Annotated in this window: 11 protein-coding genes; 2 read left to right on the top strand and 9 right to left on the bottom strand. The window is 55.7% G+C overall.

Annotation, left to right across the window (positions count from 1 at the left end; genetic code table 11):
• Positions 1 to 228 precede the first annotated feature (228 nt).
• The 7 genes from Q7C33_RS20740 to Q7C33_RS20710 form a co-directional block, all read right to left on the bottom strand.
• Positions 229 to 2,616, bottom strand: coding sequence for a TOTE conflict system archaeo-eukaryotic primase domain-containing protein (locus Q7C33_RS20740; RefSeq protein ID WP_407684080.1), 2,388 nt, complete (start codon positions 2,614 to 2,616; stop codon positions 229 to 231).
• A gap of 172 nt (positions 2,617 to 2,788) precedes the next feature.
• Positions 2,789 to 3,145, bottom strand: a complete 357-nt coding sequence (locus tag Q7C33_RS20735) for a hypothetical protein (RefSeq protein ID WP_407684079.1) — start codon at positions 3,143 to 3,145, stop codon at positions 2,789 to 2,791.
• A complete protein-coding gene (locus Q7C33_RS20730; protein WP_407684078.1) occupies positions 3,132 to 3,896 on the bottom strand; it encodes a metallophosphoesterase family protein in 765 nt (254 codons plus the stop codon). The genes Q7C33_RS20735 and Q7C33_RS20730 overlap by 14 nt, the downstream gene beginning before the upstream one ends.
• Positions 3,897 to 3,993: 97 nt before the next feature.
• Positions 3,994 to 5,949, bottom strand: coding sequence for a TniQ family protein (locus Q7C33_RS20725; RefSeq protein WP_407684077.1), 1,956 nt, complete (start codon positions 5,947 to 5,949; stop codon positions 3,994 to 3,996).
• On the bottom strand, positions 5,946 to 6,857 hold the full coding sequence (locus Q7C33_RS20720; RefSeq protein WP_407684076.1) for a TniB family NTP-binding protein: 912 nt from the start codon (positions 6,855 to 6,857) through the stop codon (positions 5,946 to 5,948). Before Q7C33_RS20720 ends, Q7C33_RS20725 begins: the two co-directional genes overlap by 4 nt.
• The gene (locus tag Q7C33_RS20715; protein WP_407684075.1) at positions 6,850 to 8,784 is read right to left on the bottom strand and encodes a Mu transposase C-terminal domain-containing protein; all 1,935 of its coding nucleotides are present in this window, start codon (positions 8,782 to 8,784) and stop codon (positions 6,850 to 6,852) included. The genes Q7C33_RS20720 and Q7C33_RS20715 overlap by 8 nt, the downstream gene beginning before the upstream one ends.
• The gene (locus tag Q7C33_RS20710) at positions 8,777 to 9,403 is read right to left on the bottom strand and encodes a hypothetical protein (protein WP_407684074.1); all 627 of its coding nucleotides are present in this window, start codon (positions 9,401 to 9,403) and stop codon (positions 8,777 to 8,779) included. Before Q7C33_RS20710 ends, Q7C33_RS20715 begins: the two co-directional genes overlap by 8 nt.
• 197 nt (positions 9,404 to 9,600) lie before the next feature.
• Here Q7C33_RS20710 and Q7C33_RS20705 point away from each other — a divergent pair, with 197 nt between their 5' ends.
• Positions 9,601 to 10,509, top strand: a complete 909-nt coding sequence (locus Q7C33_RS20705; RefSeq protein WP_407684073.1) for a hypothetical protein — start codon at positions 9,601 to 9,603, stop codon at positions 10,507 to 10,509.
• A 36-nt stretch (positions 10,510 to 10,545) separates the two neighbouring features.
• On the opposite strand, the gene Q7C33_RS20700 is transcribed toward Q7C33_RS20705, so the two are convergent.
• Positions 10,546 to 11,169: an HAD family hydrolase gene (locus Q7C33_RS20700; protein ID WP_407684072.1), complete on the bottom strand. Its 624-nt coding sequence runs from the start codon at positions 11,167 to 11,169 to the stop codon at positions 10,546 to 10,548.
• 51 nt (positions 11,170 to 11,220) lie between these two features.
• Entirely contained in the window at positions 11,221 to 11,628 is a 408-nt protein-coding gene (locus Q7C33_RS20695; RefSeq protein WP_407684071.1) for an antitoxin Xre/MbcA/ParS toxin-binding domain-containing protein, read from the bottom strand.
• Between the two features lie 228 nt (positions 11,629 to 11,856).
• Between Q7C33_RS20695 and Q7C33_RS20690 the strand changes: the two genes are divergently transcribed.
• The coding region (locus tag Q7C33_RS20690; RefSeq protein WP_407684070.1) for a hypothetical protein at positions 11,857 to 12,050 on the top strand (194 nt) is incomplete at its 3' end.

Genomic DNA, 12,050 nt, shown 5'->3' with positions numbered 1-12,050 from the left:
GGCTCAAGGGGCCAACGATCAGCTCGAAATTATGCATCCCTATAATTATGGCCGTCCCATAATTCTTCCTAAAAAGCTGGGCATGATTTCCACTCCGTCAGGTCACAGCGTGCCACATCTCCCGGCTTGATTATCCTCCAAGCGCTATCTTCCAACAGCTTGAGGTATGACCTGATCATTTCGTGCAGCATCTGTCATGAGGGCATCAATCCCTTTTCCGGGTACTCCTCAGCTTTTCAACAGCAGCTCCATTGAGCTCGATGAATCAGCCAATCGGTACCCCATCGCCCTGTAACCCGCTTGGCGCTTGCTCCACATGCGGAGCAAAGCGGGATGTCCGGCATCGATGAAGTCGATGATGCGTACATCTGCCTTACTCGCATGCTCCCGATGCAGGCGGCCCGCATACTGCTGGAGAGTGCCCTTCCAGGAAACCGGCATGGCCAGTACCAAAGTATCCAGTGCCGGGTGGTCGAACCCCTCTCCGACTAGTTTCCCGGTTGCCAGGATCACCCGTGGAGCATCGGGTGGTAGTGCTTCCAGCTCGCCGATTAGCGCGGTACGTTGCTTCTTGGACAACCGCCCATGCAGCGTGAACAGATTCTCGACCCGACCTGCCAACTGCTCCTGAATGGTGTTGAGGTGATCCGTTCGCTCAGTCAACACCAGGATCTTCCGTCCTTTGTCAAAAGAGTCTCCAACCTCGGCAGCGATCTTGGCTGTTCGCTCCGTGTCGCTGCACACCTGCAAGAAGACATCTTGGATGCTTGTCCCTTCAGGCATGAGTATCGGACGAGAAAGCCACTGCGGCGTCACGGCCAGATCAGCTGGAGAACTCTCAGGCCTGCTCGCTGTGTGCCTGATTGGCCCGCACTGCATGAAAATGATTGGCTGCTGCCCATCACGACGTATGGGCGTAGCGGTCAGCCCCAACACATACTTGGCCCCAGCGGCCTTGAGGAGGGCCTCGAACGAAAAAGCTGAAACGTGGTGGCATTCATCCACGATGATTTGCCCGTAGTCTTTCACCTGCTCGCTGACTTCGCCCTGCCGCGACAAAGACTGCATCACGGCGACATCGATGATGCCAGTGGGCTTAGCCTTACTACCGCCTATGCTGCCGACAGTCATCTTGTCGACACCTAGAAAAGCCTGCAAACGCTCCGTCCACTGCTGAAGCAACTCTGTCCGATGCACCAACACCAGCGTATTCACTCCACGCTGGGCAATCAGTGCCGCAGCTGTGACTGTTTTACCAAAAGCGGTTGGTGCACAGAGGATGCCAGTGTCGTGCTCCAGCACGCCTTCGAGAGCAATCTCCTGATCCGGGCGTAACGTGCCCCCAAAGCAAACATCAATGGACTTTCCTGTGAAACGTTCGTCGCACAGCACCAGCTCAATCCCATTGTCATGCAACAACATCCGCACGTCGTCCAGGCAGCCACGGGGCAAGGCGATATGCTGAGGAAAGTTTTCAGCACAGCCGATGATCCGCGCCGTATTCCATACCGACATGCGCATAGCCTGTGCCTTGTAGAACTCTGGGTTCTGAAACGCAGCCAATCGGATAAGTTTGTTGACCAATGGCTGCGGCAGCTCGGACTTGTTGAAATAGATTTGGTTGGCCAGAGTCACGCTCACGGAGGCAGGCAGCGCACACGCCAATTTATGAGTCTTTGCCGGTGTTCGATGCCAGGGTTTCAGCTCATCGTCATCCATCATTGCGGTGACATCCAATGGATGACGGCCTCCTGATGCCCGCTGTGTTGCCGACGCAATGTCGTGCGCGGGCATTAGTTGAATACTATCTAGAAACCCCCACTGGTCAGGATAGGGCACCAGCCTCTCATCGACGAAAACGCTGCCGCCATCCGTGCGTGCCCGCTTTTGTAAGGGAAGGGCAATCAAGTTGCCGAAGCCCCCTTTGGGCATGCTGTCCTGATTAGGAAACAGCCGGTCATACGATCCCAGGGTCAGTTGCCGTGTACGCTCGCAGGTGTGGCTGATGATCGCGGAGCCGAGCAGGCGAGCCTCATAAGCAGGGACATTGCGCTCGAAGAAAATCCAGGCATGCGCACCGTTGCCCGAGCGTGATATTTCTACCGCCACAGGCACGTCCAACTCACGACATGACTGGGCGAAAGCAGTGACATCCTCGCGCCAATCAGCCTCATCAAAATCCACCGCAAGGAAGTAGCAGGTGTCATCTGGAAGCAACGGGTAGACGCCGATGACAATCTCGCCGGCCAGATGCTTATAGAGCACCTGATCTGTCAGCGGCAGGAGCTGGCGGTAAGAACACTCCCCGCACTTGATCCGTGGCTTCTCGCACACGCCAGGTCGCCATTCATTGGCGCAAGCGGGCGAATAGCCCGATTTACCGGCCTTACTTACCCAACGCACGGGGTAAACATCGACCCTCCCCCGAAACAATCGCTTGAACAGCGCCAGTTTGGCGTCCGTGTCGAGACTTGAGCTTAGCAATGGACGTGGGCTCGCCGACTCAACCTGCGAGGGCTCGTCATTCAATCGCCAGTCAATGCCATGGGACTCTAACAAAGCGACCAAGCGGGCATTTTCAGCTCGTAATTGCTTAAGCAAATCACGATCATCCATATTACCAAGGCCACCTTTTAGTCTTAGGGGAACGGCTGCCCCAGCCAATAATTTTAGGCGTTCGGCTGCCTCGCGGCACGAAGCTCACGTCACCTTCGCCCTGTGCACGTGCTGAGATTATGAGCACAGAATACGCATCAATTTCAGGCGATTTCACCTGATTTTTCGGAAGCTACTGAACGTACTGGGCCGTAGGATGGATACCCGCGTGAAGCAATTGTAAAAACTCCTGAAGGGATTGCTTACCACGCTCAGGATCGAACGAAGCCAAGACATAGAAGCTGCCACTTTCAGTATGTAGTACCCAGAAGGGGCCTCGCTGCTCCGCATTTTTGACATCAGAGGTTCGAATCCGATGGCCATCAGCAAAACGGCCAAAACAATCGGCCTTTCTGTGTCGATGAGTGACTCCCACACAACAGCCGGCCACCAGCACAGCGTCCGTAAGATAGGCCGTGACTGGTTCGTTGAAGCGATAAGCAATGGCGTCCTTTAACCGGTCGCTAGCCTCCAGGTTAGTCGCACTCATGAGATGATCTCTCTTCCACCGTGAGCACCAAACCTTCGTCGAATCCCGTATCTTCGCCGGGATAGCCTCTGGGATTGCAAACGACACGAGTACCGTCTACTTCGTAATCAACAGCCACGTGCGAGTGCCCATGAACCCACAACGCTACCCGATCACTGCCCATGAGGTCTTCCCATCGGTTTGCGTAGGCGGCGTCTAGGTGAGTGCCAGCGTGAGGATTTTCCAGCAATGAGCGCAGCGTTGGCGCATGGTGGGTGATGACGACGGTTGGGCCAGCGAAGGATTTTGCAAGCTCACTCCTCAACCAATCCCTCGTGCGAATTGACTCATCAATCAAGTCAGCGGGCCGAATGCGGCGAAAGTTATCCGTACGGATCTGGCGGAAGTCGTTCATAGAATTCTGAGCACTTAGTGCCGCCAATGGAGCATTACCCGTGGCAGCAAAATCCGTCCACATCGTAGCGCCCAGAAACCTAACGCCTCCTATTTCCACGGTATCTCGGTCAAGGACACGAACATTGTCATCGCTAGCCGCGCGCATCTTTTCCAGCGTTCGTTGCAGGTGCCCGCTGTAATACTCATGGTTTCCTAAGACATACAGCACTGGGCAATCGAACGTAGCTCTCGCCCAGGCGATCCCACGGGCTTTCACATCGATATCGCCGGCCAAGATCACGACATCCGCGTCGACTGGCGCGGAGGTAAACGGCTCAAACTCAAGATGCAGATCGGACAGCAAATGAATACGCATCGCTATCTCCAGATATGAGCTTCGTCCACAGTCAGCGCGCAGCCAGGCATCGGCTCACCTGGGCCCTGCAGCAAATCGAGAACAGACTGCAGATCATTCATGCACACACCCCAAACTTGTCACCAGCAGTTTCATCAGAAGAGTTTTCGCCGCTCTCTGCTTCGCCACAAAAACCATCGGCGACGTCCCTCAGATCCAAGATGCGAGAGGGTTGTCGCGCAGCAATCCGCGTAGGTCTTGTCCAGGTGGACGCCCGCATTGAGGCGACATTGACCAGCGCATCCACAGAGAACAGCACGCCTCGCTGGTTACCCGAAGAGGTTTCGTGCGCTCCTCGGGCAAACACGCCCGCCGTCTGCAGAGGCTTCATCAACCATAAGGTTTTGCTACCCAGCCGTTCCGCCGTATCACCTGCAACTACGTAGGTGGAGAGGAAGGTAATCAGGTCAGCCAAGGCTACGAACACCCGGTGTTTACCGCCCGGCTCACGCCGCGCCGGCAGGAAGCCCTGCTCGATCCAGGACTTAATAGTTTCATGTTTCCAGCGGGTGAGTTTGGTCAGCTCAGTGATCGTCAGTTCGACCGAGCCCGACCCCGTTTTTACTGCTGCCATAACGGCATCTTCATCGAAACAGTAAGCTTTAAGCCCATGTACCCCTGGCAGGCGCACAATCGGTTTGAGCGCTCCGGCGAAGATCTTGCGTAGTAACTCACCGGCTTGTGCATTAGAAAACCGCTTGCCACTGATGTCATCGAGCATGATCAGCGTATCGCCATGGCGACGCTGTGCGCCGAGGTTCAACTGGGCCAATAGGGCTTCCGCCTCGGCACTACGAAAATCACCCTTGGCAAACAGGGGCCGTTGACCGGCAGGGATTGCGGTGAGCAACCCTACCTCTAGCAACCGGTCACGTACGCGCCTACCGATCCCGAGAATCTTCAACAGGTCTTTGGCGGATACGAAGCCGGCAGCGGCTTGCTTATGCGCGGCCACGTCGGCGCGGGCCACAAGGCAGTACTCATTCGCGCCGCCCTGCAGGATCACTCCCTGCAGTTGCCCACTTTTCACAAGGGCTACAATACGATCCGCGGAGCTCCCCAATTCCCGCGCGGCTTCCGCCGCTGTGTAAGTCGATTTCAGGCCCAGCAGGTCGGCCCCCATCTGCTTCATCTTACGGTTGATGGGCGCCTGCGCGTGTTCCAAGAGCACCCGATAAGCGACCTCACGGACGGGGCGGTAGGCTTCAGCAGCAAAGGTGCGATTGAGCTCGAAGTACCAACGCCCCAGGTTAGCGATAAAGCGGCTGCTTTCCAGGGCGTTCGCTGCGTGAACCCGGTCTAACACGAAGGCGCGAAAGCGCCCAGGCAAATCTTCGGCAAAAGCATAGGCAGTGCGATTGATATCCAACGCCCTAGCCCAATCAATCGGCGCGTTTTTCCGATGAGGTACCACAAGATCAAGGTTGGCCAAGAATAATAGGAAGGATTCGATATCGTCAGGTAGATCAGCAAAGCCGGTTAGCCTGGCGTCGGCGTGCCCGTGCAGCAAGTCCGCCACGAATAAGCTGGCGGCATCAGCAGGCGGCACCTCGACGTCCGCAAACTCACAACCACAGTAGCAACTCTGATAACCCCCGCGCCCTGGGGTGATCGGTGCATCGCAATCCGGACACTGTGAGAGGAGTAAGACCCGGTGTACCGGGCAGGCCGTCACCAACACGTGATGCCAAGCCTGACGGATGTAACCTTGCTCACGTAGGCAATGCGGGCATACTGGAACCTGAGCACTGCGCAGAAACCGCGCATTGCTTAATCTGCCCCGAACACTTTTGAAAGCCGCCAAAGCCGCCACTGCAGACTGCTCAAAGCCATAAGTCTCACCCAGCAACTTAACCTCTGTCTCGCTGTAGCGAGCTTTGAAGCGAATGCCCACCTGCTGAAGTAGTCGTGTCGACGAACCTAGGAAGTTTTCCTCGGCCAGCCGCATCAGGTAGCCATTGAAGCTCTCGTCGGCATGAGGGCTGGGCCTAAAAGACAGTAGGTCGTCGCTCATAGTGTGACCCCCGCTTCCTGCATGACCTGGGTGTAGACCAACGCCATATGCTCAGTCTGAATCATTTGGGTCTGATCGAAGGGGTTAAACGTGATGAGTCGACGCTGGATAGCCGATCGGTAAGCGGCAGCAAATTCGGGGTAATGCGCGACGCACTTGTGGGCCCCTAGGGTCTGTACCTCGATCAGGATCTTGTTTATCAACCCGTAACGACCAGCAGTGGCAACATACATACGACGGGCGAAGTCTCCATCACTGGCAGATGGGATGTGCCAGCCAATGTCGGCAAAGAAGCCTAAAGCCCCCGCCAACGCGCTACGGAAATGCCGGTAGTCCTCGCCTTCCCAGAAGTATGGATAAAACTCCACAGCACCACGTGACCGATCTGCGAGTTGTTCATTGTGTTGGAAAAGGCCCATCAATGTTGGCAAGCCTGCCAACACCATGCTCGCGGTGGTCTGATCGAAAATTCCTTTGAGAAGATCGGCGGCATCGCGCTGCCGTGTCGATGTACCGCGTTCCAGCATGTGTTGAGTCTCATCGAAAATGATCAGCTCAGTCTGATGCTTGTTTGCCGCCCGGATGAAGGCCTGCATCGCCATGACATGATTGCTGTAGAGCTCAGCACGCATCCCGATCCCCGCCAAGCAGGCATCGACCACTGCGCGGCCTGTGAGATGCTTCGGCGTCATGATGAAAATCACCTTTCTCGACTTCGTATCAGTACCCGAAAGCTGCAGTCCGTCAGCAAAGCGCGAGATCAATTTGGACTTACCAACTCGGGTCGGGCCAATGATTGGCAGGATTTGCGGATCTCCCTGACGGGCACGCTCCAGCGCATGCTGAAGAGCCGTGCGAACGGACACGAATCGCTCATGGTTGATCAACTGGCCCGCGATGCTACTCATGGCTTAAATCCTCGCGCGGGGCGGGCTCAAAATAATCGTCGTCGGTCGACGTGAGCACCGTGGGCACGGGCACCACTGGAAGCGCCTTCTGCAGCTGCTCTTCGACCTGAGCATAGTGTTTTTCGCGCTCCTGATCGCGAGCTGCCTTGTTGTTGTCCTTGACTCTAGCCTTGCCCTTCTTGCGACTGTCCGCAGACCATTTCTGAAGGAGTTGCGCATACACACGCTGATAGTCATGTGCTTGCATGCCATCAATAGGACGCCCATATGTCTTGCGGAGGAGCTTGATTACCTCAAAGGAAACTGCCGGGACGCCGAGCATTTTGCAGTCGAGCTTGATCAACTCATCAGTACGCGGATTTACCGCATAGATGGCCGTGCAATCGCCAGGATTGAAGAGGATGGTGACTTCAGTCAGCGCGTATTGCTTGGCCAAGGCAGCGAAGGCATAGCTGTGGTATTGGAAGTTTTCGAAGTCGATACCGTAGTGCTGGACTCTACGTACATCCCGGTTCTTCTGCAGGATCAAACGTTCGACCCGCTCCAGCGAAGGCGGCGGAGGTGGCATGAATCGCCTTAGCTCTTCATCCATTGCCTGCTTAATGCTCATAGGCCGCTGGTATCGAAAGCCCAGCTTTTCTCTAGGTTGATGGATGTACACATCCCCAATGAATTTCATCAGTGCGCGATAGATGTCCTCAACGGAGTAACAGGCTTCACGACTGGCGCGCTCGTGGCGGTCACTCACACCGGCCTGGGAGCTGTATTTGGCACCCGGTAGACGTTTGAAGACATATTCATCCAAAGCTTTGAAGAGCGATTCAACATGGGGCTTGTCGTCACCGCGATAGGCACGCGCATAGTGAATGTCGATCCCTAGATCACGGACGATTTCGAGCGAAACTCCGGCTGCGTTTTCCGAAGCGTTATCGAGCAATACTTTGCCGAGTCCACAGGGTGCAGGCCAATCTGTGGTCAGATCGAATCGCTCTTTGAAGGCTGCATCTTTGGGCGAGAAGAAAAACTCGAAGAGCTTGAGCAACGTGTACTCGCTGGGGGCGCCGCCAGTCACGTAGATGGCTACCGGAAATCCAGTGCGAGTACATACCATCGCGTAAAGCGTGATCTGGGTGTAGTGCCGCCCGAACTGATCCGAAGCGTATAGATCGATCGTTTTGGCGTCGACTTGCATCAGCTCGAAAGCGTATTCGACATGGAAGGCATTCACCGCCTGGCGTGACAAAAGGCGATAGGTACGCGGATCCATCCGACCGCTGAGTACCATGTCACGTGGCATGTCCTGGATCATGCGGGAGATGGTCTTGGCGCTGAGCGTAAGGGGGCGCCCCTGGGCGTCGTGTTCGTCTTTCAGCGCGTCGTTAATGATCACCGTCATGGCGGCGACGTTGAGCTTGTCGTCCTTGGCAAAGGTTTCAAGGAGGATCTTTTCAGCCAGAGCCTTGGGCCGGCTTTTGTCCGACCAACCACGACCGCCCCGACCGCTGAAGTGGGGGATCAACCCTTCAAGGCCGGACTTGGCATATTGACGTTGATAGGCCTTGATCGATTTCGCGGACGGCACGGACTTGCCGTGCTGCTCACCAAGGCGGGTCACCGACTGCTGTTTCTGATCCTCATCAGACCTTAGGTACTGGTCGGATTCCACCAAACTGACTAAGGCCTTGCGATACAGCGCTTCGGCATACTCCGAAGGAGTCCAATTCTTCTTAGCCCGCTCCACGGAATGCCCCGAGATTCTGATAGAGCCTGAGGACATCTGATTATAAAAATCCTGGAAATCCAGCGTTCGTTCAACGCCGCCCTTTCCCTGCAATACGATGTCACGCAGATCAACCCGCATTGACTTGATGAGGAAAGGATCGCCGGAGACCTGAACGACTGTGCCCTCATGGATAGGATTACGCATATCTCAACACCTGAAGCATCGACAGCTCGCCATGAGCCGGCACGACGTAAAAGTCCATCGAGAGGATCGAGCTGGAAGACAGGTCGACTTTGAGAACGCCATTGAGGAGGGCGGCAATCAGGTAGTGATTCATAGGCTCTAACGACTTGAGCACTTGACGGACATGTCCCTGCTTGATCGACAACGCGTCCACGGCTTCGGCTAGCTTGGCTAGGTAGCTGCTTGCCTGACGATGAAACTGGTGAAGCACCTCAATGTTCTTTAGCAACAGATCACCGAACTCCTCTCGGGTGAGCACCACGAAGCGCATACCCTGGAATCGGCAGAAGGTGTCAATCGCATTGAATAGCGCCTCATGGCGCTGACAAAAACGCTGGGGCTTTACCTCGTAGATGTACCGAATATCACCCACCCGGTTGCTGAGGTCGTAGGTGTAGTAACGACTATCGACAGCTTTCGAGTCCGGTAGGGCCGCGTAAATCTCGCCACTGTGCAAATCGAATGTTTGCCCCTGGGCAGTGAGATCGTGACTTCGTGGATCAAGATCCAGCAGCTTTGCAATCGCCAGCTCGCCGGCAGATTCGAGTCGGATTTCCATACCTGTTTTGACGGACTGCATGACGTAGGCCTTCCGCCCTCGATTCGTTCGCCGGGAGACGTCACGTGCTGCGATAGGGCTGCTTGAATCTCGTTTCATTTGGTACGGTTCATCAAATAGATTCTGTACGTATAATCCTGAGCCACCTGGACGTCAACCATTTGTTGAAGCACACCAAAAGCGTTAGCCTTAAACATTCTTAACTTACAGGCTGTCGAATGGCTCGAAAAGCGCTCCATCATTGGTACGGGCTGTACCAAGCCTTGCACCCCAAAATCGATAGCTTTGAAGGTGAGGGCGGCGTCTATCGTTTCCTGCGGCATGAGGCCGAAGACTCGGGTTATGACGAAAAAGTACTGAAGCGCATGCTGAAGGCGGGGGCGTTTTTGGATCGCTTGGCTGGCGCCGGGCTAGCCGCCGACGGTGTCAAGTGTGGCTATGCGCACGTGGAGTTGCTGGAACGTCTACACCAGTTTTCTCCTGCGGAAGCTCAGCACCTGCTCACTGACGTTCTGTCTAACAGCATCACGCTCAAAAACCTTCGCCTGGTGGTCGAGGAAAATGCAGCTAAGGGTGGTCAGGCGCAGCTCGCCGCAAAATCAAAAGCACGTTCCTATGTAGCTCAGCACCAACGAGCCACTGTCGAACTCGTGCAACGCACGGGTACAGCCTTCTTCGGTAGCCCAAGCGGCGAATTCGTATTGGTCAAAAGCTTCCTGTCACTTCGTCAATTCATCCTGATCAACGACAAAACTTCACCGATCGCCATCATTCCCCGCGTGGGGGATTCTTCCATCAAGGAATGGCACGCTGCTGAAGAGATTCTGAAAACTGCGATGGCGGTTAAGAACCGGCTTTACCGGGTCTGGATCGTCTTGCCCTATGAATCGCCAATTGCAGCGTATCTATTTGCGTACGCACACCGAGAGCGAGCCATAAATTCCTGGCTCTTCATTGCCACAGTCAGTAAAGACGGCACTGGCCTGCAGCATTACAACGACTCAGCCACGCTTCTGGATCTGGACTTGAGGGGAGCCGGGGGAGGCGATTGGGCCGGACACTCATTAGCGGATGGCCGGATGATGTACGGCGACCTGCCGCTACTTAGAGGAGCAGGTGTTGATTAGCAGGTGTACATTTCCATCTGAATACATGGCTATGATCTACTCGCTACTTAGCACGGCATCCTTGAAGGCCATCAAATCGTGAAAGTCAGATGGCGATCCTTCCCTCGTTCGATTTAGATAATGCCCTTTGATTCCGAGGGCTATTGGCCCCTCTCGATCACAGCGCTGGGAATCCCCGATCATCCAGACCTTGCAGGCGTCTACAGCTAACTCAGTCAGCACTGCATCGTAGATACGCCGATCTGGCTTAAGCGTCCCTATCTCATAGCTGAAGCCGTAGCTCTCCAAGCCAGGAAAGATGCGCTTAACAGCCGCGCCATAGGGTCGGGCCAAATTTGAACAGACCGCCACTTTCAGGCCTCGCGCCTGCAATGCCTCAATGCATGACAACGCGTCTCTGAAGGGTTGGATACCGGCCAGCTCCGCATCAAGCTCGGATTCGATACGCGCAAGCTCAGTCGGTGGCACATCAATGCCGAAGTGATCAGCAGCTTGCGCAAGGCTCCAAGGATGGCTCATGAGCGCCGATGCATCATCCGGCCTCGGACGCCGACCTTGCGCGATACCGAGCTTGAGAAGCTGGCGAAATGGATGGCGCGAGTTCTCGATCCTTATAATGGTACCGAACGCATCAAGGATGACAGCTTGGACATGGCTCATACGCACACTCTCTCTGCTCGCATTCTTGATGCTCAAACAACGGCCCGTCCATCAAGCAAAAAATCCCTGGTGGATGCGCTCTAAATTGTCGAGCACATCGGAATAGCCGGGCGTCGTTGCCACAGCCTCCCACGCGGTCATGCCACTCAAGAAGCGGTGAGCCGTGCTGAGCCAGCAGCGCGCCTTGTCGGGGTGACCAAACACTTGCTCCGTCCGGAGGAGGATAACGCTCACTCGGTATAGACGATCCCCTTCCGCGCGCGAAAGCTGTTCCCGTTTGACGCGTCGGCGGCGCAACGTCCGAGATGTGAGCACGCCGACCGCAATGGCGCTGACACCGCGTTGCGCCAGATTCTCAAGGGCTACGAGCGGTACCCCTTCTCGAATAAACGTATCCAACGGTTTACCCTGCGGTGCTCCCATTATCTTCAAGACTTGTGCCTGCAATTGCGGATTCATGACGCTCTCCGGAAGCAACCACGAGCAAGTGTAGGCCAATACCGTGGCTTGGCTCGTTGGGCCGGATTCGCCGCGTCGTCGGGTTCGCGTAATAGGAGCATCTGTTAAATCAGGCCCTACATCTGACCCGGTCGTGGTGGCAGCCTTAGCAGGACTGGCCGCCAACTTCCCCTGCTGCGCTATACCAAAACCCTAGGTACTGGTTGGCTGCGGATGCAGGGGTAATACATGAAAAGAGCCATTGAGCAGGACACCTTACAGGCGCTGGTCGAGACCGGGGCGGCACGGGAGTTTCGGGTGCTGCGCGAAGGCGAGGCCTGGCGGCTGGAGCTGCGCCTCGGCATCAAGTGGCTGCCCGTACGCTCACGACACGAACCGGTCAGGCACTGGCGCTCGCTGACGGCGGTGGGGCGGTGGGGCGG

The sequence above is a fragment of the Pseudomonas sp. BP11-1-1 genome, from assembly GCF_052112105.1.
GTDB lineage: Bacteria > Pseudomonadota > Gammaproteobacteria > Pseudomonadales > Pseudomonadaceae > Aquipseudomonas > Aquipseudomonas alvandae.
This window is presented reverse-complemented; position numbering and strand designations above follow the sequence as displayed.

What these genes read in the sequence shown, in the direction of transcription:
- Q7C33_RS20705 (WP_407684073.1), top strand. Translation starts at nt 9,601, where the DNA reads ATGGCTCGAAAAGCGCTCCATCATTGGTACGGGCTGTACCAAGCCTTG.
- Q7C33_RS20715 (WP_407684075.1), bottom strand. Translation starts at nt 8,784, where the DNA reads ATGCGTAATCCTATCCATGAGGGCACAGTCGTTCAGGTCTCCGGCGAT.
- Q7C33_RS20720 (WP_407684076.1), bottom strand. Translation starts at nt 6,857, where the DNA reads ATGAGTAGCATCGCGGGCCAGTTGATCAACCATGAGCGATTCGTGTCC.
- Q7C33_RS20735 (WP_407684079.1), bottom strand. Translation starts at nt 3,145, where the DNA reads ATGAGTGCGACTAACCTGGAGGCTAGCGACCGGTTAAAGGACGCCATT.
- Q7C33_RS20710 (WP_407684074.1), bottom strand. Translation starts at nt 9,403, where the DNA reads ATGCAGTCCGTCAAAACAGGTATGGAAATCCGACTCGAATCTGCCGGC.
- Q7C33_RS20695 (WP_407684071.1), bottom strand. Translation starts at nt 11,628, where the DNA reads ATGAATCCGCAATTGCAGGCACAAGTCTTGAAGATAATGGGAGCACCG.
- Q7C33_RS20740 (WP_407684080.1), bottom strand. Translation starts at nt 2,616, where the DNA reads ATGGATGATCGTGATTTGCTTAAGCAATTACGAGCTGAAAATGCCCGC.
- Q7C33_RS20725 (WP_407684077.1), bottom strand. Translation starts at nt 5,949, where the DNA reads ATGAGCGACGACCTACTGTCTTTTAGGCCCAGCCCTCATGCCGACGAG.
- Q7C33_RS20730 (WP_407684078.1), bottom strand. Translation starts at nt 3,896, where the DNA reads ATGCGTATTCATTTGCTGTCCGATCTGCATCTTGAGTTTGAGCCGTTT.
- Q7C33_RS20700 (WP_407684072.1), bottom strand. Translation starts at nt 11,169, where the DNA reads ATGAGCCATGTCCAAGCTGTCATCCTTGATGCGTTCGGTACCATTATA.